The 22905-nt window shown below is 65.1% G+C and carries 18 protein-coding genes; 12 read left to right on the forward strand and 6 right to left on the reverse strand.

Annotated features, from left to right (window positions below):
* The 3 genes from IB256_RS05880 to IB256_RS05890 all read left to right on the forward strand — a co-directional run.
* On the forward strand, positions 1 to 1421 hold a 1421-nt coding region (locus tag IB256_RS05880; RefSeq protein WP_192401635.1), incomplete at its 5' end, for a YadA family autotransporter adhesin.
* 71 nt (positions 1422 to 1492) lie between these two features.
* Positions 1493 to 2311 (forward strand): OmpA family protein, encoded by an 819-nt coding sequence (locus IB256_RS05885; RefSeq protein WP_192401637.1) that lies wholly within the window; start codon positions 1493 to 1495, stop codon positions 2309 to 2311.
* Between the two features lie 118 nt (positions 2312 to 2429).
* The gene (locus IB256_RS05890; RefSeq protein ID WP_192401639.1) at positions 2430 to 3392 is read left to right on the forward strand and encodes a hypothetical protein; all 963 of its coding nucleotides are present in this window, start codon (positions 2430 to 2432) and stop codon (positions 3390 to 3392) included.
* 102 nt (positions 3393 to 3494) lie between these two features.
* Here IB256_RS05890 and IB256_RS05895 read toward each other — a convergent pair whose 3' ends face one another.
* A complete protein-coding gene (locus tag IB256_RS05895) occupies positions 3495 to 4877 on the reverse strand; it encodes a substrate-binding domain-containing protein (protein WP_192295099.1) in 1383 nt (460 codons plus the stop codon).
* 197 nt (positions 4878 to 5074) lie between these two features.
* Here IB256_RS05895 and IB256_RS05900 point away from each other — a divergent pair, with 197 nt between their 5' ends.
* The 3 genes from IB256_RS05900 (at position 5075) to IB256_RS05910 (ending at position 8865) form a co-directional block, all read left to right on the forward strand.
* Entirely contained in the window at positions 5075 to 5302 is a 228-nt protein-coding gene (locus tag IB256_RS05900; protein ID WP_192295100.1) for a hypothetical protein, read from the forward strand.
* Between the two features lie 146 nt (positions 5303 to 5448).
* A complete protein-coding gene (locus IB256_RS05905; protein WP_192401641.1) occupies positions 5449 to 7815 on the forward strand; it encodes a hypothetical protein in 2367 nt (788 codons plus the stop codon).
* A 243-nt stretch (positions 7816 to 8058) separates the two neighbouring features.
* Positions 8059 to 8865 (forward strand): hypothetical protein, encoded by an 807-nt coding sequence (locus IB256_RS05910; protein WP_192401643.1) that lies wholly within the window; start codon positions 8059 to 8061, stop codon positions 8863 to 8865.
* A 57-nt stretch (positions 8866 to 8922) separates the two neighbouring features.
* On the opposite strand, the gene xthA is transcribed toward IB256_RS05910, so the two are convergent.
* Positions 8923 to 9735 (reverse strand): exodeoxyribonuclease III, encoded by an 813-nt coding sequence (gene xthA / locus IB256_RS05915; protein WP_192295104.1) that lies wholly within the window; start codon positions 9733 to 9735, stop codon positions 8923 to 8925.
* A 129-nt stretch (positions 9736 to 9864) separates the two neighbouring features.
* On the opposite strand from xthA, the gene IB256_RS05920 reads away from it, so the two are divergent.
* The 4 genes from IB256_RS05920 to mgtA all read left to right on the forward strand — a co-directional run bounded on the left by IB256_RS05920 (position 9865) and on the right by mgtA (position 18830).
* Positions 9865 to 10512, forward strand: a complete 648-nt coding sequence (locus tag IB256_RS05920; RefSeq protein ID WP_081516669.1) for a GNAT family N-acetyltransferase — start codon at positions 9865 to 9867, stop codon at positions 10510 to 10512.
* An 80-nt stretch (positions 10513 to 10592) separates the two neighbouring features.
* Positions 10593 to 12320 (forward strand): autotransporter assembly complex family protein, encoded by a 1728-nt coding sequence (locus tag IB256_RS05925; RefSeq protein WP_405307900.1) that lies wholly within the window; start codon positions 10593 to 10595, stop codon positions 12318 to 12320.
* 14 nt (positions 12321 to 12334) lie between these two features.
* A complete protein-coding gene (locus tag IB256_RS05930; protein ID WP_192401645.1) occupies positions 12335 to 16000 on the forward strand; it encodes a translocation/assembly module TamB domain-containing protein in 3666 nt (1221 codons plus the stop codon).
* A gap of 112 nt (positions 16001 to 16112) precedes the next feature.
* On the forward strand, positions 16113 to 18830 hold the full coding sequence (gene mgtA, locus IB256_RS05935) for a magnesium-translocating P-type ATPase (RefSeq protein WP_192401647.1): 2718 nt from the start codon (positions 16113 to 16115) through the stop codon (positions 18828 to 18830).
* Positions 18831 to 18861: 31 nt separating this feature from the next.
* Here mgtA and IB256_RS05940 read toward each other — a convergent pair whose 3' ends face one another.
* Positions 18862 to 19281 (reverse strand): nuclear transport factor 2 family protein, encoded by a 420-nt coding sequence (locus IB256_RS05940; RefSeq protein ID WP_225601677.1) that lies wholly within the window; start codon positions 19279 to 19281, stop codon positions 18862 to 18864.
* 21 nt (positions 19282 to 19302) lie between these two features.
* Complete coding sequence (locus IB256_RS05945; RefSeq protein ID WP_192401651.1) at positions 19303 to 19506, reverse strand: hypothetical protein; 204 nt, start codon at positions 19504 to 19506, stop codon at positions 19303 to 19305.
* 36 nt (positions 19507 to 19542) lie between these two features.
* Here IB256_RS05945 and IB256_RS05950 point away from each other — a divergent pair, with 36 nt between their 5' ends.
* Positions 19543 to 20349 (forward strand): substrate-binding periplasmic protein, encoded by an 807-nt coding sequence (locus tag IB256_RS05950; RefSeq protein ID WP_192295108.1) that lies wholly within the window; start codon positions 19543 to 19545, stop codon positions 20347 to 20349.
* Between the two features lie 12 nt (positions 20350 to 20361).
* Here IB256_RS05950 and IB256_RS05955 read toward each other — a convergent pair whose 3' ends face one another.
* Positions 20362 to 20829, reverse strand: coding sequence for a thermonuclease family protein (locus IB256_RS05955; RefSeq protein ID WP_192295109.1), 468 nt, complete (start codon positions 20827 to 20829; stop codon positions 20362 to 20364).
* 67 nt (positions 20830 to 20896) lie between these two features.
* Positions 20897 to 21889, reverse strand: coding sequence for an aldo/keto reductase (locus IB256_RS05960; RefSeq protein WP_192401653.1), 993 nt, complete (start codon positions 21887 to 21889; stop codon positions 20897 to 20899).
* A gap of 116 nt (positions 21890 to 22005) precedes the next feature.
* Here IB256_RS05960 and IB256_RS05965 point away from each other — a divergent pair, with 116 nt between their 5' ends.
* Positions 22006 to 22905: a LysR family transcriptional regulator gene (locus IB256_RS05965; RefSeq protein ID WP_192295111.1), complete on the forward strand. Its 900-nt coding sequence runs from the start codon at positions 22006 to 22008 to the stop codon at positions 22903 to 22905.

Raw genomic sequence — 22905 nt, forward strand, 5'->3', positions numbered from 1 at the left:
AGCGCACCATCACCAACGTTGCCGCTGGCCGCCTGAGCGCGGACAGCACCGACGCCATTAACGGTTCGCAGCTGTTTGCCACCAACCAGGCAATTGATGGCATCAACACCAACATCGACGTCCTGGATAAGGGCACGGTCAAGTACGACACAAATACCGACGGCACCGTCAACTACAACAGCATCACCCTGGGTGGCGACACCTACAACAGCACGACCAAGAAGGGTGGCACCACCATCAACAACGTCGCCTGGGCAACCGACGACAGCAGTGCGGTGAACCTGCAGCAGCTCAACGAAACGGTCAGCAGCGCCACCACCAATATCTACAACACCGGCGTGAAGTACTTCCACACCAACTCGGTGAAGGATGACTCCCACGCAGAGGGCGCTGACTCTATCGCCGTGGGCCCGAAGGCCGTCTCCAGTGGCACCAGCTCCATCGCCATGGGTGACGGTGCCAGTACCGGCGCCAATGCTGCCAACTCGGTGGCCATGGGCAGCGGTGCTAGCACCACTCAGGAAGGCAACGTGGCCCTGGGTGCGGGTACCAGTGACGACGGTCGTGGTAAGGACTCCTACGTCGGCAAGTACTCCGGAGCGCAGAACGACACCGCTGGTGTGGTTTCCGTGGGCAACGCGGCTACTGGCGAAACCCGCACTATCACCAACGTGGCCGATGGCAAGCTGGACACCGACGCGGTCAACCTGCGCCAGCTCGACGGCGCGATTGCCGGTGCCAACAGCTATACCGACAACTCGGTGAAGGAGGTCAACGCCAACATCGCCAACGTCACCAACGATGTCACCAACATCAAGAACGGCACCGACGGCATGTTCCAGGTGAACAACACCAGCAACTTGCCCAAGCCCAAGCCGACCGGCAAGGACTCCACCGCTGGTGGCGCAGGCTCGGTGGCCTCGGGCGACAACAGTACCGCCATTGGCAGCAATGCCCAGGCAACGGCGAGCAACTCGGTGGCGCTGGGTTCCAACTCGGTCGCTGATCGCGCCAATACCGTCTCCGTGGGCAGCGTCGGCAACGAGCGCCAGATCACCCACGTGGCCGATGGCACAGCCGATACAGACGCGGTCAACCTGCGTCAGCTGACTAAGGCGACTGGCGACATTAACAACAGCATCAACAACGTCTACAGCGACCTGAAGCACGACCTGAACAAGCAGGACGACACCCTCAGCGCCGGTATCGCCGGTGCCCTGGCGGCGGCCACCCTGCCGCAACCCTACCAGCCGGGGGCCAGCATGGCCTCGGTCGGTGCCGGCAACTACCGCGGCCAGCAAGCCCTGGCGGTGGGTGTGTCGCGCATCTCCGACAACGGCAAGTGGGTCACCAAGCTATCCGCCAACACGGATACGCAGGGTGAGTTCGGCGTATCGGTCGGCGTGGGCTACCAGTGGTAAGCCATTAAACAATGAGCAGGGGCCCGGCTGCGGCCTGGCCCTTTCCAGACAGAATTCAGAGACTCTTCTTCATGTACAAGCAACAACTCCGCACGGGCCTGCGCCTGGCAATGGCCGCCGCCGCGGCTGCTCTGCTCAGCGCCTGCGGCACCGTCAGCAACGTCGACAGCGCCGGCAAGACCGCCGAACCGATCTTCCCGGCCATGAACAGCGCCTCCATGCCCGAAGGCTACTACGTCAATCTGGAAAACCTGGGCAAGATCGACCCGGGCATGACCAAGAACCAGGTCATGGAACTGATCGGCCATCCGCAGTTCAGCGAAGGCATGTTCTTCGTTCGCGAATGGGATTACATCCTCAAGTTCCGCCAACCCCACGGCCAGCCGGACAAGGTTTGCCAGTACAAGGTCCTGTTCGACAAAGACATGATCGCTCAGTCCTTCCATTTCTTGCCCACCGATTGCATGGCTCCAGCCGTGGTCGAGCAGGTACCCGGACCGGCGCCTGAGCAGCACAAGCAGATCCAGCACATCACCCTTTCGGCTGACGCCACCTTCGGTTTCGGTAGCTCGACCCTGCGTCCGCTGGGCATCGCCGCCCTGGACGACGTGGTGTCGAAGATGCAGCAGGCCAGAGTCAACGGCATCGATATCGTTGGCTACACCGATCGCATCGGCAACGCCGCCGGCAACGAAGCCCTGTCGCTGCGACGTGCTCAGTCGGTTCGCAACTATCTGGTATCGCGCGGCGTTCCCGCCTCGACCATCACCGTCGCCGGCCGTGGCAGCGACGATCCGCTGGTGAGCTGCCCGGGTGCAAAGACCGCTGCGGTCATCGAATGCCTGGCCCCCAATCGCCGCACCACCATCACCATCCAGACCCAGCAATAACCCGCTGCGGCGACCGATCGAGCGGTCGCCGCAGCTTTCCACCGCACCGCCCACGGGATCCCGGACGGACTGCGCATAGCGCTGTCGGTGGACTACTCACGTCCCGAGGTAAGACTCCATGCAACTCAAACCCCTGATCGCAACACTCCTGATTGGCACCGCCTCCCTGGCTGGCTGCAAGCAGGAGCACAATGCAACCACCGCGCAGATCGTACAGCCGCAGCCAAGTGCCGCGACCAACTCAGTGGAACGCTCCGACATAGCGGGCGAGGGCGTACGCCTGAACCTGCCGGCGCTGCCGATTATCCGCAACGCGGTATTCAGCCTGGTACCCACGATCAATGGCCAGCGCGACGGACAGATCATGGCCCAGGCCTGCGGCCTGGCCCGTGGTGAGCTGACCCAGGGGCAGGTCAATACCGTTCTCGCCCAGCGAGGTGTCGATCCGGCCAAGCTGCCTAGGACCGGCAGCCCATTGTCGATGCTGGTCAATGGTGACAAGGCCAGCCAGACCACTGCTTGCGCCGCTTACCTGGCCAGCAGCGTATTGCTCGCCCCTGATGCCAGCGAATACACAAAAAGCGTGACCGTGCCGGTCAAACCAGCGGATCCGAAGAGCAAAGCCAAAGTGGTGGCCAATCCCGCGACTCAGATCAGTCAGGTCGACCCGGCTGCCCTGGCCCGAGTACTGCCGATGAAACTGGCGCAGGCCCGCGCCAACGCCGATGTGTTCGCTCTGATCGCCAGCGAGCTGCAAACCAGGCCTGGCCTTAGCCTGGGCGGATACCGCAACGAGGCCATGCAACTGTTCGCGCGCCTGGCACCGGTGTACCTGCAGCGCATCAGAATGCAGATGCCAGGTCAGACCGTACGTTTTGATGTCGTTCGACTGGACGGCGGTGCCCTGATCTTCAACGGCAGCGACGGCAGCCGCTTCGAGTTCGACGGCGCGAATCTGCGGCTGGTTCAGAACGATGTACTGTGGTTTGGCGAAGGCAAGCTGATGGGACAGGATTACGTACTGCCAGTGGCCTATTTCGATGCGTCGGTGAAGGCGCTCGTGGCACCGACTAAGCCCTGATGAGAGGCGATTGATGCATACAAAAGCCCGGCCATGAGTCGGGCTTTTTATCAGAACTCCAGACGAGTCAAGGTCGCCAGGCCGAGAGCTGCGCCCTGCCAATCAGTACACCCAGACCTCAACACGGCGGTTCTTTACCCGGCCGTCGTTGTCACTGTTGGCCGCCACCGGCAGGGCATCGCCCATGCCGCTGATCTCGCGGAACATCACGCCTTCCTTTGCCAGCTCGCGGCGTACGGCCATCGCGCGCAACTTGGAGAGCAGCTCGGCGCGCGCCGGATCCTGCTTGGGATCGCCGAAGCCAACCAGCACGGCTTGCTTGTTCATCTTGCCGTGCTGCTGCAGGTAGGCCAGCAGGCGGTCGATGTCACGCTGGGCCTTGTTGTCCAGGGTGGCGCTGCCTTCGCGGAAGCGAAAGTTCACCGACAGCCGCTCGGCGTCGCGCGCGAGGGCCTGGTAGTTCTCCGGCATGCTGGCGCGCGGGGCCATCTTCACCGCCTGCACGCGCTGGCCGACGAAGCCGCTGGCGCTGACCAGGGCCTGGCCCTTGTCGCCCTGGGCGAACTGCAGCAGGGCGCGGGCCCAGCGGTTCGGTTCCTCGGGCTTCATGTAGAGGAACAGGCGGCGCGACAGCGGGTAGTCCTCGGTGGCGATCAGGGTGGTCGATGGCGGCATGGCCTGGGAGTCGCCATCGGCGATGCGCAGGGCCTTGGACTTCTGGATCGACGACAGGCCGACGAAACCAATGCCCTGCGGGTCCTTGCTCACTTCGGTCGACAGCAGGTCGCTGGACTCGAACCGCTGCACGCCACTGGCCAGCGCCTTGCCGTGGCTGGCCAGCACCAGCTCCTTGAAGGTATCGAAAGTGCCGGAGTTGTCGTCGCGGGAATACAGGCGGATGGCGCCGCCGCGCCCGCCGATTTCTTCCCAGGTCTTCACCTCGCCGGAGAAGATTTTCGCCAGCGTATCGGTAGTCAGTTCGTCCAGCGGGTTGGCCGTGTTGACGATGATCGCCAGGCCGTCGATGCCGATTACCTGTTCGGCCTTGGCGCTGCGCAGGTTGCCCGACGCCGACAGGCCCGCCACTTCGGCGTCCTTGATCGGGCGCGAGGCGGCGGCCAGCTCGGCGGTGTTGTCCTTCAGGGCGACGAAGCCGGTGCTGGAGCCGTGGGCGGCGAGGTCGATGACGGCCTCCTTGCCTTCCTTACTGCGGCCGATGAGGCGCTGTTCGTTCTCTGCTTTGCCCGGCTTGGCGCTGACCTCCGTGTAGCCCTCGCTGACCAGCAGACCCTTCACCAGCTCCGGCAGCAGGTGCGCACCGATGGTGTTGGAACCCTGGATACGCAGCACCGGTTCGCCGCCCTGGGACGAGGGCAGGGCGGCAAAGGCCGACCAGGGAAACGCGTAGCAGATGAATGCGATGGTGAGCCAGGCGATGGTGACGGGCCAGGGTTGGGCATCGCTGGGGCTCGACTTGTACTGCATGGGTCAACTTCCATTTGAGGCATCGTTGGCGCGGCAGATTAAGTCGGAATCATTGCATCGATATGACGCTTCACAGCAGGGCAGAGCAGTTCCAGATGCCTTCAGACATGACTGGCGGATTGCAGGAAGTTTCCGATTTCGACGTACTTGGCCCACGGCTATACAGGTCACTCGAATCGACCCTGCTGGAGAACGACATGCACGAGACCCTCGATTTTGCGTCGGTCCTGATGAAGCTGGTGCTCATTCTTCTGGTGGTGCTGATGGCCGGCACCCTGGTCATCGCACCGGAAAGGGCGCTGGCCTTGGCGCCTCCGACGCTCTTGCTGGTGGCTCCGCTTTTCTTCCTGGTGATGCTGTTGGATCTCGCGGGGCTCGTTCAGCGCTTTTCCGACAAGGGGGCCAGAAAGCGCTTGCCTCATTGACGCCGCGACTGAGCCGGGACGGCTGACAAAAGGGCGCTGACGAAGTGATAGGAAAAATCTCCTGGCTCATCAGGAAAGCCTGATAACACCTGTTTTCCGGCCAAGCGAAACTTGCGTCGTTTCAACGTCTCCGCCGGAAAGTGATCATGACCCAATTCCAAAGCGCGCCAGCCTCGGCTGGCTCCGAGCATCGCGTCAAATCCACCGCTCTGGCCCTGCATGTCGCATCCGCCGCTTACTGGGGACGGCCCTGGCGGCATCGCGCACTTAGCCTGCCTTCTCCTCAGGCATTGACCTTCAAGGGGGCCCGACTGCCGATACAACCGTTGCATTCGTGGCTGCATCTGTTGTCCAGAGCCGGAATGCTCGGTGTGCGCCCGCCTGCGGTCGGTGTCCTGCGACAGGCTGACGAGGGCGAAGAGGATGCACCGACCAGGATCGAAGACCTTGGATTCGAAATGGCTACCGAGATGATCCTGGATTTCGCTGGTTTCGCCCGTCAGTCGAGGCACAGCAGCTCCGCCGAGGAGGCGGAACCCGAGGCCGAGGTTGCAGCTTCCAGTACAGGTGAGTCGTCCGCTCTCGGCTCCACTGCCGGTATTGACCAGTCGCATGGGCTCGGTCTGCCAGGCAGCGTGGCGTCGGAAGCCCTGGGCCAGGACTCCCTGGGACGGGAATTGTCTGCCGCGCAGGGCTGTGGCGAGGCTGCGCCGGTACTACAAGAACAGATTGCTGAGCTTGCCCCGATGTCGGAGACGCCACTTTCTCTGGACGAACCTCGGGTCGAGTGGATCATGGAAACGCAGGACGTTCCGGTCGTGGTCGAGCGGGGCGAATCTGCGTTAGTGGAGCCAAGGCAGAAAGTTCAGGAGCGCGTCGAGCTACCGCAGGTCTCGACGCCGGAAACGGCCGCTTCGGCAAGGCGGACTTTGCCCCTGGTCGAGGAGGTAGTACTGCAGCCAGTGGCCGCACCTGTGCCAATGTCGTTTGTTGAGCCTGTTGGCGAGCCGTCCCGGCTGGAAGCAATTGTCAGCGAACCTCCAGAAGTGGAGGCGTCAGTGCACATGGCAGCGACTGAGCCTGAAGTTGAAGGTCCTTCCGACACCGGGGCTGTCATCGAGGCGACGGTCGTGGCTGTCCCGGAGTTCATCGTGCAGGCGCCGATGATCGAGGAGCCTGTCGAGCATCGGCAGTTGTCAGCGATGAGCACTGCCCTTGTACCGGCATTGGAAGCGCTCGGGGTAGAGGTAGACAGCAAAGCCGTCCACGAGCAAGAACCCGAGTCCGTGGTGGAAGCGCCAGAAGCGGCAGGTCCGGGCATCGCCGTTAGTGGCGTGTGTCTCGCCAGAAGCGTTGTTGCGCGGCCACAGCCGACCGTGGAGCGGACGTCTGCAGCTCCAAGTCTCGGTGTATCGCTGTCGGCTGATGAGAGCGCCCCCGAGGTCGAGGCTGCGCTCCAGCACGCCCTGCCGGCGGCGGCAGTCGATACGCCGGAAGCGAGCGTGTGTACCACCGAAAACATCGGCGCAGAGGCTGCCATGCCCGAGCAGTCCCCGATCGCTGCTGCCGTCGATCAGCCCAGAACGGATCACCTGACACCCCCGGAAGGCACTGTCGCGGATGATTTCGGTTTTGAACCGATGATCGCAAGTCTGGAGGACGCCCTGGCTGTGCTGACGGTCGCCCATGTCGTTCGCGATACAGCCCCGGAAGCAAAGACCCGGCTGAACGTCGCGAACACCTCGTCCGCCTCCTTAGCTGCTGAGGTCATGCAGACAGTCGACAACCGTCCTGAAGCGATGACGCTTCAGGGAATCTTTATCCAGAAGGAAACTGAAATGACCGAAATGCACGATGAGTCAATCGAGGTCGAGGCTCCGGCCAATGCCCCCATCTCCTCGGCGGAATTGCAGGAAGTAGCGGCCACGCTGAGTGTTCCGCAGCTTGAGGCCGATCCGGATGACGTGCTGTCCGATGTGCAGAGCACCTTGAACTCGCTCGCCGGCATGGCTCAAGGGCTGACTCAGCAGAAACAGGCGGCGGGCCGTCTGCAGGAAGAGCTGGAGGAGTGGAACATCCAGTTGCAGGAGCGCGAGCGCTTGGCGGGCGACAAGGAAGAGCGCCTGCTGCAATTGGAAAATCATCTCAAGCAGGCCAAGACCAACCTGGATCGCATGGCCGCAGAGAACAATCGTCTACTCGCCGAACGCAGCGAAGCGCTCAAGGAACTGGCCCAGACCGTCGATTTGCGCGACAAGACCACTGTCAAACGTGCCGAGTCGATCCAGCTGGAACAGCAACGTATCGATGAACAGACTGCCAGCCTGCGTACCCGCGCCGGCGAGTTGGACGAGCGGGAGAGTGCCCTCAAGCGCAGGAGCGAGGAACTGGGCGTTCGGCTCAAGCAGCTGCAGAGTGCCAAGGACAAGTTCAGCACTATCGTGAAGAGCTTCAATGAGACGGTGCAGTTCAACAGCACCCTGTCGGCCATTTCCAAAACCGTCAACGAGTGACCGGAGCGACTGGAGCGACCGGCACGCCATCGGGCGTTCCGGTCGGGTTTATCTGCCGCAGTGGGGGCTGGCGAAACAGGGGATGCCGAGACAAGGAGTTGTCCGGCTTTGTCAGTTGCGCCAGCGCCGTGTTCCGTTGGCTTAGCTGTTCAATGAGATTTCTGTGGGAACGATTACTGCAGTGGATTCTTTCTGTATGCCATGTCGCACGCGGCCTGCGGGGCCGTTGCAGCAAGGAGGAACATGGCCCGTATAGTACTCATCGAGCCGTCTCGGCGTGACTTCCTCACGCTCCGCCGGTTTCTGCAGGAGCATGGCCATCAGTGCGACGTGCATTTCAAGTATGCACGCCAGGCCTTTTCCCACGAGGAACCCCCCACCATGAACGCTCAAGCCCAACACTCCACCACCGAAGCCACGAATGCTCGGGCGTCCGCGGAATCCGCCGTGACAGCGCGCCAATCTTCGGCCCTTGAGACCGATGGCGTTCTGCACGATGTACAGTCCACTCTCGATTCGCTGGCCGGCATGGCGCACGGTCTGTCGCAGCAGAAGCTGGAAATCGTGAAGATGCGCGAGGCGCTCGAGGAGCGCCGTCTGGCGACGCTGGAGCGCGAGCGCCAGTTGACCGAGCGGGAAGAACGCCTGACTCAGCAGGAGCAACGTCTGCAGGAAGAAAAACAAGGCATCGAACGTATCGCTGAACACAATGCCACCGTTCTTGCCGAACGCAGCACGGCCTTGCAGGCCCTGGCCGAGACCGTCGATAGCCGTGATCGTGCGACGACCAAGCGCGCTGAGGTCCTGGGTCAGGAGCAGCAGAGCATCGACCGTCAGCAGAACCAGCTACGTGCGCGGGTTCAGGAGCTGGATGATCGCGAGGCCGGCCTGCAGCGCCAGAGCGGCGAGCTGGCGGACCGTTTCAAGCAACTGCTCGATGCCAAGGAGCGCTTTGGCGCCATCGTCAGGGGTTTCAACGAGACCGTGCGCTTCAACACGACCTACAGCGCCATCAGCAAGACGGTCGGAACCGGTGCGGAAGAAGCCTGAGTTCTCACCGGAAGATGAAAAGGCCCGGCATTGCCCGGGCTTTTTCGTTCAAGGCGATTACTTCAGCTGCATCCAGATCGGCGCGTGGTCCGAGGGCTTTTCCATGCCGCGGATGTCGTAGTCCACGCCGGTCTCGGCGATGCGGCCGCGCAGGGCTTCGGAGGCGAGGATCACGTCGATGCGCAGGCCGCGCTTGGGAGTGTCCTCGAAACCACGGCTGCGGTAGTCGAACCAGCTGAAGCGGTCGTCCACGCTCGGGTTCTGCAGGCGGAAGCTGTCCACCAGGCCCCAGCCCTTCAGGCGCGCCAGCCATTCTCGCTCTTCCGGCAGGAAGCTGCACTTGCCGGTCTTCAGCCAACGCTTGCGGTTCTCCTCGCCAATGCCGATGTCGCAGTCTTCCGGCGAGATGTTGATGTCGCCCATCACCACCAGCGGCTGGTCGGGCTGGAAGCGGGTTTCCAGCAGGTCCTGCAGATCGGCGTAGAAGCGCTGCTTGGCCGGGAACTTCACCGGATGATCGCGGCTCTCGCCCTGGGGGAAGTAGCCGTTCATCACAGTGATCGGCTGGCCATCGGCGTCCTTGAAGGTGCCCCAGATGAAGCGGCGCTGGGACTCCTCGCCGTCGTTGGGGAAGCCGCGCTGCAGCTCCAGCGGCTCCTGGCGGGAGAGCAGGGCGACGCCGTAGTGGCCTTTCTGCCCGTGGTAATGCACGTGGTAGCCAAGGGCCTCGATCTCCTCGCGGGGGAACTGCTCGTCGGCAACCTTGGTTTCCTGCAGGCCGATCACGTCCGGCTGGTGGCGTTCGATGATCGCCTGGAGTTGGTGGGGACGTGCGCGCAAACCGTTGATATTGAAGGAGACGATTTTCATCCTGGGCGCCCTGGCAAAAGCACGATGCTAGCCCAGGTAGGCCGACCCTGGCGACCCCGGCGAGGCGCTGCTAGGGTTTTGTGGCTGGGCTCATAACCATAAGAAGAACTCACACGAAGAGGCGTCCGCATGCCTGATACCCTCGCCGAAGTCCGTCTGCTGGACGGCAACTACAGCCGTGAAGTCCGCTCGCTGCTTTATCACGCCTACCGCCACGAACCCACCTTCGCCTATCTGTTCGAGTCCGACCGTGCCGGTTTCGACCAGCGCGTGCGTGCGACCGTCCGCGAGCTGGTCAACCAGCACTTCCTCGAGGAGCTGCCCGCCATCGGCCTGCTGATCGAGGACCGCTTGGTGGGCGTTGCGCTGGTGGTCCCACCGCAACGTCGCCTGGATGTCACCGAGAGCTGGTTCTGGCGCATGCGCATGCTGCTTACCACTGGCCTGGGTTGCACCCGGCGCTACCTGGACTATCACGCCGCCGTGCTCGGCTGCCTGCCGCCGGGGCCTTATCACATCCTTCCTCTGATCGGCGTGCACCCGGAGTTCCAGGGCAAGCACCTGGGCGAGCAGTTGCTTGATGCGCTGCATGCCTGGTGCGCCGAGGACGGCGGCTCCCAGGGGCTGGTGCTGGATACGGGCAATGCTCGCTACCTGGAGTTCTACCGGCGCCACGGTTACGAGGAACTGGGAGAGGTGGCGCTGGGCCCGATCCGCGAGCACGTGTTGTTCCATCCCACCCATGGGCGCGAGGCGGTGAAAGTGTCCGCGGGATAGCCGGGGCTTTGAATCCTCAGACGCTTCCTACGGCCTGAAGGAAGGCAATACGGGGAAAACCCGTGCTAGCATTTCGCGCCATGAGAGTTGTCCAAGGATTGCTTGGGCTGCTGCTGGTGATGGCCTTCTGCTTGCAGAGGGCCCTGGCGGCCGAAGCCCATCTCGACGTTCGTGTCACCCCCGCCAACGCTGCGCTCAAGGCCAATATCGAGGCCTATGTGGGCAGCCTTGGCGAGCGTGATCAGGCGGCCCTGCAAAGATTCCGGCGCAATGCCGTGGAGCAGGCGCAGAAGGCCGCCCAGGCTTTGGGGTACTACCAGGCGCGCATCCGTGGCCGGGTGACCGATGACAAGGTGCCGACCCTGCGCATCAATGTGCGGCCCGGCGAGCCTATCCACCTGCGCAACGTCACTGTGCGCGTCGAAGGCCCGGCAGCCCAGCTCAAAAGCTTCCGGGTGCCCGGCGGCGACGCCCTGAAGCCCGGCGCACAGCTCAACCACGGCGCCTACGAAGACGCCAAGCGGCTGATCCAGAACCAGGCCTCGCGCTTCGGTTTCTTCCGCGGCCAGTTCACCCAGCAGCAGTTGCGCATCGACCCCGAAGCCGGCGTGGCGGACATCGAACTGGTGTACGCCAGCGGGCCGCGTTATCGCCTGGGCAAGGTCGAATTCGCTGGCGATTTCCCCTTCGACGAGGACCTGCTGCAGCGCATGGTGCCGTTCAAGGAAGGCGCCGACTACGATTCCGAACAGATCGCCGACCTCAACCAGGCCCTGCAGTCCAGCGGCTACTTCGATGGCGTGCGGGTGGATGCCGCGCCGACCAACGCCGATGGCGAAGTGGTGCCGGTGAACGTTCATCTGGAGGCGCGCAAGCCACGCACCATGGGCCTTGGCCTGGGCTTCTCGACCGACGTCGGGCCCCGTGCACGGGCCACCTGGACCCGCCACTGGGTCAACCCGCAGGGCCATAGTCTGGGATTCGAGGCGGAAGTTTCCGCGCCACGGCAGAACGTCGGCGCCTGGTACGAAATTCCGCTGGACCCGCCGCTCACCGACAAGCTGCGTTTCACCAGCGGCTACCAGTACGAAGACCTGGTGGACACCGAGAGCAAGCTGCTGACCCTCGGCGGCGAGTGGCACCACAAGCTCGACAGCGGCTGGCAGCGGGTCGTCTCGCTGAACTGGCAGCGCGAGGAGTACAAACTGGGCGACGATTCGGGCCTGAGCAGTTTCCTGATGCCGGGCATCGGTTACTCGATCCTCGAGGCCGACAACAAGATCGACCCCGGCAAGGGCTATCGCCTGCAATTCGAGGTGAAGGGCGCCAAGGAAGGGCTGCTGGCGGACGCCGACGTCGCCCATATCAACGCCATGGCCAAGGGCGTGACCAGTTTCTGGGGAGGACAGCGGTTGCTCGGACGCATCCAGGTCGGCGGCATCGCCACCAATGACTACAGCGCGATCCCGCCGTCGCTGCGCTTCTTCGCTGGCGGCGACCAGAGCGTGCGCGGCTACGACTACCAGACACTGTCGCCGAAGAACTCCGACGGCGATCGCATCGGTGGCCGCTACATGGTCGCCGGCAGCGTCGAATACCAGTACCCCATCGCAGAGCGCTGGCGTATTGCAGCCTTCGTCGACCAGGGCAACTCGTTCAACTCGCTGGACTTCCCCTCGATCAAGACCGGCGTCGGCATCGGTATCCGCTGGATTTCCCCGGTCGGCCCGCTGCGCCTGGACCTCGCCGATGGCCTGGACGAGGACGGCGGCATCCGCCTGCACTTCTCCATGGGGCCTGAGCTGTGACCCGTGCGGGCTGGATGCGCGCTCTGCGCTGGAGCCTGGGCGGCCTGCTCGGGCTGATCCTGCTGCTGGTCATTGTGGTGGCCGCCTTGCTCGGCACGCCTGCGGGCAGCAGGGCGGTGCTGAGCTGGGTGCCGGGCCTGAGCGTCGATGAATTCGACGGCCGCCTTGCCGGTGGTTTCAGCGCCAAACGCCTGGAATGGACCGACGGTGCCACCCACCTGGTACTGGACCAGCCACAGATCGACTGGTCGCCGGCCTGCCTGCTGCGCATGACCCTCTGCCTGCACAAGGTCGTGGCCAACGAAGTGCTGCTGACCCTGCCGCCGAGCGAGCCGAGCGAATCGTCCGGCCCCATCGAGCTGCCCGACCTGAGCCTGCCGCTGTCACTGGAACTGGGTGACATCCGTATCGGCCGCTTCCTGCTCGATGGCCAGGAACAGCTGCGCGACGCCGAACTGGCCGCGCACTGGGATCGCGAAGGCCTGCACATCGACTCGGTGAAGCTTGCCCGTGATGGCCTGAGCCTGTCGCTCAAGGGCCTGCTGAAGCCGACTCAGGGCTGGCCGCTGGAGGCCGAGGGGACGCTTGGCCTGCCCGCGCCGGGCGAGAACCCCTGGACCCTGCAGCTGCAGGCCAAGGGCGAACTGATGGGGCACCTCAAATTGCAGGCGCAGAGCAGTGGCTACCTGAACGGCAACCTGGAAGGAGACCTGCAACCGCTGGCGGAGAACCTGCCGGCCACCGCGCTGGTGACTGCTGACGGCTTCAAGGCCGATGCCTCGCTACCCGATACCCTGACGCTGAACCAGCTGCGTCTGAATGCCAGCGGCAACCTCAAGGATGGCTACCAGCTGGCTGGCGCCGCCGTGCTGCCCGCCGAGGAAAGTCCGGTGGTGCTGACCCTGCGCGGGCGCGTCGACGCCGAGGGCGCGGACATCGCCGCCCTCGACCTGAGCGCCGCCAAGGACCAGCGCGTGGCGCTGACCGGCCGCCTCGACTGGAAGGATGCCTTCGCCGCCAACGCCCAGCTCGACTGGCTGGACTTCCCCTGGCGCCGCTTGTACCCGGAGATCGACGAGCCTCCGGTGAGCGTACACACCTTCAAGGCCGAGGTGAGCTACAGCGAGGGTGCCTACCTGGGTAATTTTGACGGCGCCTTCAAGGGGCCGGCCGGTGACTTCACCCTGGCCAGCCCGGTGTCGGGCAACCTTGCGGAAGTCTTCCTGCCGTCGCTGAAACTGGTGGCCGGGCAGGGCAAGGCCGAAGGGCACCTGAAGGTCGGTTTCGCCGATGCGGTGACCTGGGACGCGGCGCTCGACCTGTCCGATCTCGACCCGGCCTACTGGCTCGAACAAATGCCCGGCCGCCTCGGTGGACCGTTGCGCAGCAAGGGCTCGCTCAAGGGCGAGGCGCTGAACCTTGACGCCAACCTCGACCTGCAGGGCCGCCTGCGTGGCCAGCCGGCCACCTTCAAGGCGAATGCCACGGCGGCAGGGCAGGCGTGGAAGGTCGATGGCCTGGCGTTGCAGCTGGGCGACAACCGCATCAGCGGACAAGCCGCGCTGGACCAGCGGCTGTCCGGTCGCCTGGACATCGCCTTGAATCGCCTCGGTCAGCTGTGGCCGCAGCTGTTCGGCCGTCTCAACGGCCAGCTCGACCTGGCCGGCACGCTGCAGGCGCCGCAAGGGCAATTGAAACTCGATGGCCAGCGCGTCGCCTACGCCGACCAGGGGCTGCGCACGCTGGACCTGACGGCTGCCCTCGACGCCGGCCAGCGTGGTCGTCTCAACCTGACCGCCCAGGGCCTGCACAGCGGCGAAACGGATTTCGGCGTGCTCAAGCTCGAGGGCAGCGGCGATATCAAACGCCAGCAACTCGCCCTGAACCTGCAGGGCAAGCCGGTAGTGCTCGACCTTGGCCTGGACGGTAACTGGAACGGCAAGGACTGGCGCGGGCGACTGGCAAAAGGCGACATCCAGAGCGGCGGCCAGGATTGGCGCCTGCAACAGCCGGCACGCCTGGAACGCCTGGCGGACGGTCGGATCAACCTCGGCGCCCATTGCTGGGCTTCCGGCCCCGCCAGCCTGTGCATGGAAGACCAGCGGCTGATGCCCGACCCACGCCTGCGCATGCACCTGCGCGAGTTCCCGCTGGACAGCCTGGCGCGCTGGCTGCCCGAGGACTTCGCCTGGAAGGGCAAGCTCGACGGCGACGTGCAGCTCGACCTGCCCGCCAGCGGCCCCAACGGCTCCATCCTGATCAATGCCAACAACGGCACCCTGCGCATCAAGGAGCAGGAGGAGTGGGTCGATTTCCCCTACCAGAGGCTGCAACTGGAGAGCCGCCTGACGCCCCGGCGCATCGACTCCACCCTGCAGTTCCAGGGCGACAAGCTCGGCAGTCTGCAGGCCCAGGTCCAGCTCGACCCGCGGCCGAAAGCCAAGCCGGTGAGCGGCACCTTCAGCCTCAGTGGCCTGGACATCGCCGTGGCGCGGCCCTTTGCGCCCATGGTGGAAACCCTGAAAGGCCACCTCAACGGCAGCGGGCAGATTTCCGGCGGCCTGCTGGCACCCCGGGTGGATGGCGAGCTGCGCCTGAACGACGGGGAAATCTCCGGCGGCGACCTGCCGACCCGTTTCGAGCAGTTGCAGGTCACCGCCCGGATTGCTGGCGAGCAGGTCGACCTGAGCGGCGACTGGAAGGCCGGAGAACATGGCAACGGCAGCCTGTCCGGGCGCATCGCCTGGTTCAGTGGTCTGGACGTCGACGTGAAGCTGCGCGGCAGTCGACTGCCGGTGACCGTGGAGCCCTACGCCAACCTCGAAGTGGAGCCCGATCTCACGGTGCAGATGGCGGGCGAACGGCTTGCCGTGTCCGGCTCGGTGCAGGTCCCGCGCGGCGCCATCACCATTCGCCAGTTGCCGCCGTCCACGGTCAAGGTGTCCGACGACAGCGTGATTGTCGGCGCGAAGCAGGAGCCGAAAAGCGCCCTTGCGCTGAACATGGACATCGACGTCAGGGTCGGCAGCGACAAGCTGACCTTCAGCGGCTTCGGCCTGAACGCGGAGCTGGCGGGCCAGGTGCACATCGGCGACAACATGGACACCCGCGGCGAACTGCGCCTGAACAACGGCCGCTACCGCGCCTACGGCCAGAAGCTGACCATCCGCCGCGCGCGCCTGCTGTTCGCCGGGCCCATCGACCAGCCGTTCCTCGATGTCGAGGCGATCCGCAAGGTCGACGACGTGGTTGCTGGCCTGCGCCTGACTGGCAATGCCGAGCAGCCGCGCAGCGAGGTGTTCTCCGAGCCCGCCATGAGTCAGCAGCAGGCGCTGTCCTACCTGGTGCTGGGCCGGCCGATGTCCAGCGGCGAGGACAGCAACATGCTCGGCGAAGCGGCCCTGGCGCTCGGCCTGGCCGGCAGCGCGCCGCTGACCGGCGAAGTCGCCCAGCGCCTGGGCATCCAGGACTTCCAGCTGGACACCGAAGGCACCGGCAACAGCACCAGCGTGGTCGCCAGCGGGCAGCTTTCCGACCGTCTCAGCCTGCGTTACGGCGTGGGCGTGTTCGAGCCGGCCAACACCATCGCGCTGCGCTACCTGCTGAGCAAGAAGGTCTACCTGGAGGCCGCCAGCGGCCTGGCCAGCTCCCTGGATATCTTCTACAAGCGCGACTTCTGAGTGCGCTCGGCGGCGCCGTCGTTCGGCGCCGCCGGTCTTCATGGCCCCTTAAGGTACCCGGCACAGACTCCCCACCGCCGCCGGACGATGTGCGCACAAGGGGAAAGTCATCATGCGCCTGGACCTCATCAGGACCCACCTGCTCGAATTCATCAACAAGGGCTTCCCGGCCCGTCAACTGCGCCGGCTGGCTGCGCGCGACCTGCTGCGCGGTTCGGCGGCAGGGAGGCAGGCGCCCAATGCGCTGACCGCGGCCCTGCTGGAGTGGTCCGCGCTGGAGTCGGCCACGGTGCTGGAGCGACTGGAGAGTCGGCGCGAAGGCCTGAGTGGCGGGGAGGCGGACGAGCGCCGCCAGCGCGACGGGCAGAACGAAGTGGACCAGGACCGGCCCATCGGCGCGTGGATGCACCTCTGGTACTGCTACTGCAACCCCTTCAACCTGCTGCTCACCGTGCTGGCGACCATCTCCTGGTTTACCGAGGACGTGGAGGCCGCGGTGGTGATCGGCAGCATGGTGGGCGTTTCCACGCTGCTGCGCTTTATCCAGGAGAAGCGCTCCAACCGCGCCGCCGAGAAGCTCAAGGCGATGGTGAGCAACACCGCCACCGTGTTCCGTAGCGCGCAGGGCATCGGTCCGGCGTGTCGTGCCGAAGTGCCGATCCGCGAACTGGTGGTCGGTGATGTGCTGTGGCTGTCGGCGGGCGACATGGTCCCGGCGGACGTGCGCCTGCTCAGCGCCAAGGACCTCTTCGTCGGCCAGGCCGCCCTGACCGGAGAGTCCCTGCCGGTGGAGAAGTTCGCCCAGCTGCGTGACGCCCGCCAGGGCAACCCGCTGGAGCGTGACAGCCTGTGCTTCATGGGCACCACGGTGGTCAGTGGCTCCGCCCTGGCGGTGGTGATCGGCACCGGCACGCGCACCTATTTCGGCTCCCTCGCCGAGCGGGTGATCGCCAGCGACCCGACGCCGACGGCCTTCCAGACCGGGGTCAACCGGGTCAGCTGGCTGCTGATCCGCTTCATGCTGGTGATGGCGCCGGTGGTCCTGCTGATCAACGGTTTCACCAAGGGTGACTGGCTGGAGGCCGCGCTGTTCGCGCTGTCCATCGCCGTCGGCCTGACCCCGGAAATGCTCCCGATGATCGTCACCTCGACCCTGGCCAAGGGCGCGGTGGTGCTCAGCCGGCGCAAGGTGATCGTCAAGCGCCTGGACGCCATCCAGAACTTCGGCGCCATGGACATCCTCTGCACCGACAAGACCGGCACCCTGACCCAGGACCGCATCGTCCTCGAGCGCCACACCGACGCCTTCGGCCAGGTGCAGGACCGCGTGCTGCAACTGGCCTTCCTCAACAGCCACTACCAGACCGGGCTGAAGAACCTGCTGGACGTCGCCGTGCTCGAACACGTCGAACTGCGCCATGCGCTGAAGGTGGACAGCCGCTTCCGCAAGCTCGACGAGATTCCCTTCGACTTCGCCCGCCGGCGCATGTCGGTGGTGGTCAGTGAACGCGAGGACAACCACCTGCTGATCTGCAAGGGCGCGCTGGAAGAGGTGTTGTCGGTTTGCACCACAGTGGAAACGGCCGATGGCGTCGAGCAACTGACCGGGGCGCGCCTGGAGAACATCCGTGCGGTGGCTGACGGGCTCAACCAGGAAGGCCTGCGGGTGGTCGCCGTGGCCACCCGCGAGCTGCCGCCCACCCGCGATATCTACGGCGTGGCGGACGAGAGCGAATTGTGCCTGGCCGGCTACATCGCCTTCCTCGACCCGCCCAAGGAAACCACCGCTACGGCGCTGCGCGCGCTGGCGGAGAACGGTGTGGCGGTGAAGGTGCTGACCGGCGACAACGACCGGGTGAGCCTGAAGGTCTGCCGTGACGTGGGCCTGATAGTCGAGGGCGTGCTGCTCGGCCCACAGCTGGACGAGCTCGACGACGCCGAGCTGGGCGAACTGGCCGAGCGCACCACGCTGTTCGCCAAGCTCACTCCCAGCCACAAGGAGCGCCTGGTGCGTGTGCTGCGCGAGCGCGGCCACGTGGTCGGCTTCCTCGGCGACGGCATCAACGATGCCCCGGCGCTGCGCACGGCGGACATCGGCATTTCAGTGGATTCGGCAGTGGACATCGCCAAGGAAGCCGCCGACCTGATCCTCCTGGAAAAGAGCCTGATGGTCCTGGAGGAGGGCGTGATCGAAGGGCGCCGCACCTTCGCCAACATGCTCAAGTACATCCGCATGACCGCCAGCTCCAACTTCGGCAACGTGTTCAGCGTGCTGGTGGCCAGCGCCTTCATTCCCTTCCTGCCGATGCTGCCACTTCAACTGCTGGTGCAGAACCTGCTCTACGACCTGTCGCAGATCGCCATTCCCTTCGATCATGTCGACGATGAACTGCTGCGCAAGCCGCAACAGTGGAATCCGGACGGGCTGGGGCGCTTCATGGTGTTCTTCGGGCCGATCAGCTCGATCTTCGACATCGCCACCTTCCTCGTGCTCTGGCACGTGTTCGGTGCAGATTCACCGGCGCACCAGACGCTGTTCCAGTCCGGCTGGTTCGTCGAGGGGCTGATCTCGCAACTGCTGGTGGTGCACATGATCCGCACCCGGCGGATTCCCTTCCTGCAGAGCCGCGCCGCCTGGCCGCTGCTGGGCATGACCCTGGTGATCGTCGCGGTGGCGATCTTCCTGCCCATGGGGCCGCTGGCGCACTCCTTCCGCATGGAGGCACTGCCGCTGGGCTACTGGCCGTGGTTGGTGGCAATACTGCTGGGCTACATGGCGCTGACGCAGACGGTGAAAGGCTGGTTCGCCCGGCGCTACGGCTGGCAGTGAGCGGGCCGGCCGTCATGAGGACAGGCACGACTCAGTGGCGGAAGGTTTCCTGTGCCGAAATCGCGTGCCATTGCCCGCGGCGTTTGCGGTAGACATCGGTGTACGCCACGGCCACGGGACTGGCCGTGAGGTCCATACGGACCGTGTTGGTACCGGTCACCACGGCAGTGTCGCCGTGCAGCCGGACGGTGAGCCCGGACAGTCTCTGGCTGGCGCCGGGAGGCAGGGGGCGCGCGCTCAGCACGGTGTTCTTGTCGCGGACCAGGCCCTGGACATTGATGTTGACGAAGCCATCGTCGAGCAACTGGCGGATGAACGCGCTGTCGCCCTGGGCGCTGGCATCCACCCATTGTTGTTCCAGGGTCAGGATCTGTTCCTCGTCGCTGCTGGCCCTGGCCGTGGTCGCCAGGCTGCCCGCCACGAGCAGGGCAAGGCCGATGGATCGAAGCATTTTCACTGTCAGTCTCCTTGATCAGTCGGAGTCGGTGGCAATATCACTGCCTTCGGCGGTGAGTTCGCGGCACTCTAGGCGGGCTGTTGCTTCATGGATGTAGGATAAATCCTGTTTTTCCTGCATCGTTTTCTGCCATTGCCCGAAGTCGGGATCAGCCCTGCCGGCCTCCTGGCAGGGCCGGCGCGATTCACTTGCCGCTGGCAACACGGGGGCTGTGTTCAATACACTCCGGTGATCCGTCTTCTCCTGTCGTGAGTCGTGATCTTGCCATCGCAAGCCCTTCGCCTGCCCTTACCGTCGAGCGTGCGCCTGAAGTGCCTGGCCCTGCTGGGCCTGGCGCTGGCCAGCGTGCCGCTGGCCGCCTGCGAGAAGACCCTGCGCTGGGATGACGACCCGCCCTTCAGCATGCAATTGCCCGACGGCAGCGTCGGCGGGCTCTACGTCGAGCTGAATCGCACCGTGCTGGAGCGCCTGGGGTGCGAGGTGCGGATGGTCAAGCTGCCCTGGGCACGGGCGCTCAAGGAACTCGAACTCGGTCGCCTCGACGTGCTGCCCGGTGCCTTCCGCAAGCCCGAGCGGGAGGTCTACGCCTGGTTCTCCGGCACCGTGCTGCCACCTTCGCGCAACATCCTCTTCGTCCGCCGCGGGCTGCCTCAGCGCGACAGTCTGCAACAGCTGTCCGATCTGCCCGGCAGCGATTTCCGCCTCGGCGCACAGATTGACGTGTCCTACGGCGAACCCTATCGCCAGCTGATGGCCGACCCGGACTACGCCGCGCGGGTGTTCTTCAATCCCAGCCGCAGCAACCTCTGGCACATGGTCGACAAGGGCCGTATCGACGGCATCATCGCCGACGAGCACAGCGGCCAGTACGAGCTGCAGCAACTGGGCCTGGTCAAGCGTATCGAGCCTACCGGCGTGGTGGTTTCAGCGGAGTCGGCGGAAGTCGCCTTCAGCAAGCGTACCCAGGACGAGGACTTCGTCCGTCGCTACGCGCAGACATTGAAGACGCTGGTGGAAGAGGGCGAGGACCGGCGCATCCTGCAGCACTACGTGAGCAACTGACGGATTCCCGCTTCAGGGCTTGCGCCAGAGATTGGTGCGCCGCGCCTTGGCCTCGTGTTCCTCGAACTGGTACTGGCCGACTTCCTCGGGCGTCTGCGCATCGCTCTGCCGCCAGCGCGCGAGGCCGATGCTCAGCTGGGCGCGACCAATATCCAGGGTATGACCGCAGTTCGGGCACTCCGCCGGAGTGACCCAGACAGCCGCGCGCAGGCTGCCGTCGGGTAGTGGCTCTGCGTGCTTGAGCGTGGCGCTCTTGCCCAGGGCAAGCTGCACCAGGGCCGCGCGGGAACGCTGACCGAAGGGTTGTTCCAGTTCCGGAGCAGTGATGCCGCGCAGGTGGATGGTGGTATCGCCGCCGTCCGCGCGCTGGCAGGTCAGCTGGTCGCCGCTGAACACGGCCGTCACCTGGCATTCCTCATCCGCGTGGGCGGCGAGGGGAAAGAAGGAAAGTACGAGCAGTGCGGCGGGAACGAATCGCATGGAGCCTCCGGTGGACCCCGTCAGCATAACCGCTGCGAGCATCCACCGGAGCCCCGATGCAGAGCTTTTACTGGATCAGCGCCATCACCTGTTCGCTGTAGCGCCCGCCAGCGGCCGCACCGGCCGGGAAGATCGCGTCCAGCTCCAGCAGTTCCGCCCGCGTCAGCGCCAGCTCTACGGCGGCGACGTTCTCTTCCAGGTACTTGCGCTGTTTGGTGCCGGGGATCGGCACCAGGTGCTCGCCCTGGGCCAGCACCCAGGCCAGCGCCAGTTGCGAAGGCTTCACCCCGCGGGCGGCGGCCAGTTCGGCGACCTTGTCCACCAGCAGGAGGTTCTTCGCGAAGTTGTCGCCGGTGAAGCGCGGGCTGGAGCGCCGGTAGTCGTCCTCGGCGAAGTCATCCGGGCTCTTCAGCGCGCCGGTGAGGAAGCCGCGGCCCAGTGGGCTGTAGGGCACGAAACCGACCCCCAGGCGCTCGCAGGCGGCCAGCACGCCGTTCTCTTCCGGATCGCGGGTCCACAGCGAGTACTCGCTCTGCAGCGCGGTAATCGGGTGGACCTTGTGCGCGCGCTCCAGGGTTTCTGCCGAAGCTTCGCTCAGGCCGAGATAGCGCACCTTGCCGGCCTTCACCAGCTCCGCGAGAGCGCCGACGGTGTCCTCGATGGGCACCTTGGGGTCGACGCGATGCTGGTAGTAGAGGTCGATGTGGTCGGTGCCCAGGCGCTTCAGGCTGCCTTCCACCGCCTGGCGGATGTATTCCGGGCTGCCATTGGCGCCGCGCACCTGGGGCTGGTCGGGAGTGCGCACGATGCCGAACTTGGTGGCGAGGAACACCTGCTCGCGCTTGCCCTTCAGGGCGCGGCCGAGCAGTTCCTCGTTGGTGTGCGGGCCGTAGATGTCGGCGGTGTCGAGCAGGGTAACGCCCAGCTCCAGCGCGCGGTGCAGGGTGGCGATGGATTCGGCCTCATCGCTACCGGTGGTGTAGAAATCGGACATGCCCATGCAGCCGAGGCCGATGGCGGAGACGAGGGGGCCTTGCGAGCCCAGGCGGCGGGTCTTCATGCGGGGGATTCTCCGGGGGATAAAAGGGCAGGACCATTCTTGTTGTTTGCCAGGCATGGATAAACCGGCAGATTGCGGTTTAACTATTTGGTCTGGATGAATAATCGGAGTGCGCCATGGACCGCTTGCAGGCCATGCAGGTCTACACCCGCATCGTCGAACTCAAGGCCTTCGGCAAGGCGGCGGACAGCCTGCAGATGCCGCGCGCCAGCGTGACCCAGCTGATCCAGCAACTGGAGACGCATCTGGGCGTGCAACTGCTGCGCCGCACCACGCGGCAGGTCAGCGTCACTGCCGATGGCCAGGCCTACTACGAGCGCTGCGTGCGCCTGCTGGAGGACCTGGAGGAGGCGGAGAACTGCTTCTCCGACTCGCCCGACAATCCGCGCGGCAAGCTGCGTATCGACCTGCCGAGCTCGCTGGGGCGGCTGGTGGTGATCCCGGCGCTGCCGGAGTTCTGCCGGCGCTACCCGCAGATCGAACTCGAACTGAGCCTGAATGACCGTCAGGTGGACCTGGTGCGCGAAGGCGTGGACTGCGTGCTGCGCGCTGGCGAACTGCCCGACTCCAGCCTGGTCGGCCGGCGCATCGCCGAGCTGGAGCAACTGACCTGCGTGAGCCGCACCTATGTGCAGGAATTCGGCCTGCCCGAGCATCCGGAGCGGCTCGAAGGGCATCTCGCGGTCAATTACCAGTCGGCCTCCAGCGGGCGCATCTTCGACCTGGAGTTCCGTTTCGACGGTCAGCTTCGCACCCAGCGGCTGCCCAGCCGGATCGCGGTGAACAACGCCGACGCCTACATTGCCGCCTGCCGCGCCGGCTTCGGCATGATCCAGGCGCCGCGCTATCACCTGCGCGAAGGCCTGGCCAGCGGCGAGCTGGTGGAGGTTTTGCGCCCCTGGCAGCCGCCGCCGCTGCCGGTCAGCGTGCTGCACCCGGTGCGCCGGCAGATGTCGCGGCGCCTGCGGGTGTTCTCCGACTGGCTCGGCAGCCTGTTCGCGGCCGGCATCGGTTGA

It is taken from the genome of Pseudomonas sp. PDM17, assembly GCF_014851985.1.
Classification (GTDB): domain Bacteria; phylum Pseudomonadota; class Gammaproteobacteria; order Pseudomonadales; family Pseudomonadaceae; genus Pseudomonas.

Excerpts from the sequence above, each read along its gene's own strand:
- mgtA (WP_192401647.1), top strand. The coding sequence starts at position 16,113 with ATGCGCCTGGACCTCATCAGGACCCACCTGCTCGAATTCATCAACAAG.
- IB256_RS05920 (WP_081516669.1), top strand. The coding sequence starts at position 9,865 with ATGCCTGATACCCTCGCCGAAGTCCGTCTGCTGGACGGCAACTACAGC.
- IB256_RS05965 (WP_192295111.1), top strand. The coding sequence starts at position 22,006 with ATGGACCGCTTGCAGGCCATGCAGGTCTACACCCGCATCGTCGAACTC.
- xthA (WP_192295104.1), bottom strand. The coding sequence starts at position 9,735 with ATGAAAATCGTCTCCTTCAATATCAACGGTTTGCGCGCACGTCCCCAC.
- IB256_RS05895 (WP_192295099.1), bottom strand. The coding sequence starts at position 4,877 with ATGCAGTACAAGTCGAGCCCCAGCGATGCCCAACCCTGGCCCGTCACC.
- IB256_RS05890 (WP_192401639.1), top strand. The coding sequence starts at position 2,430 with ATGCAACTCAAACCCCTGATCGCAACACTCCTGATTGGCACCGCCTCC.
- IB256_RS05930 (WP_192401645.1), top strand. The coding sequence starts at position 12,335 with ATGCGCGCTCTGCGCTGGAGCCTGGGCGGCCTGCTCGGGCTGATCCTG.
- IB256_RS05885 (WP_192401637.1), top strand. The coding sequence starts at position 1,493 with ATGTACAAGCAACAACTCCGCACGGGCCTGCGCCTGGCAATGGCCGCC.
- IB256_RS05900 (WP_192295100.1), top strand. The coding sequence starts at position 5,075 with ATGCACGAGACCCTCGATTTTGCGTCGGTCCTGATGAAGCTGGTGCTC.
- IB256_RS05940 (WP_225601677.1), bottom strand. The coding sequence starts at position 19,281 with ATGCTTCGATCCATCGGCCTTGCCCTGCTCGTGGCGGGCAGCCTGGCG.
- IB256_RS05905 (WP_192401641.1), top strand. The coding sequence starts at position 5,449 with ATGACCCAATTCCAAAGCGCGCCAGCCTCGGCTGGCTCCGAGCATCGC.
- IB256_RS05955 (WP_192295109.1), bottom strand. The coding sequence starts at position 20,829 with ATGCGATTCGTTCCCGCCGCACTGCTCGTACTTTCCTTCTTTCCCCTC.
- IB256_RS05925 (WP_405307900.1), top strand. The coding sequence starts at position 10,593 with ATGAGAGTTGTCCAAGGATTGCTTGGGCTGCTGCTGGTGATGGCCTTC.
- IB256_RS05910 (WP_192401643.1), top strand. The coding sequence starts at position 8,059 with ATGGCCCGTATAGTACTCATCGAGCCGTCTCGGCGTGACTTCCTCACG.
- IB256_RS05960 (WP_192401653.1), bottom strand. The coding sequence starts at position 21,889 with ATGAAGACCCGCCGCCTGGGCTCGCAAGGCCCCCTCGTCTCCGCCATC.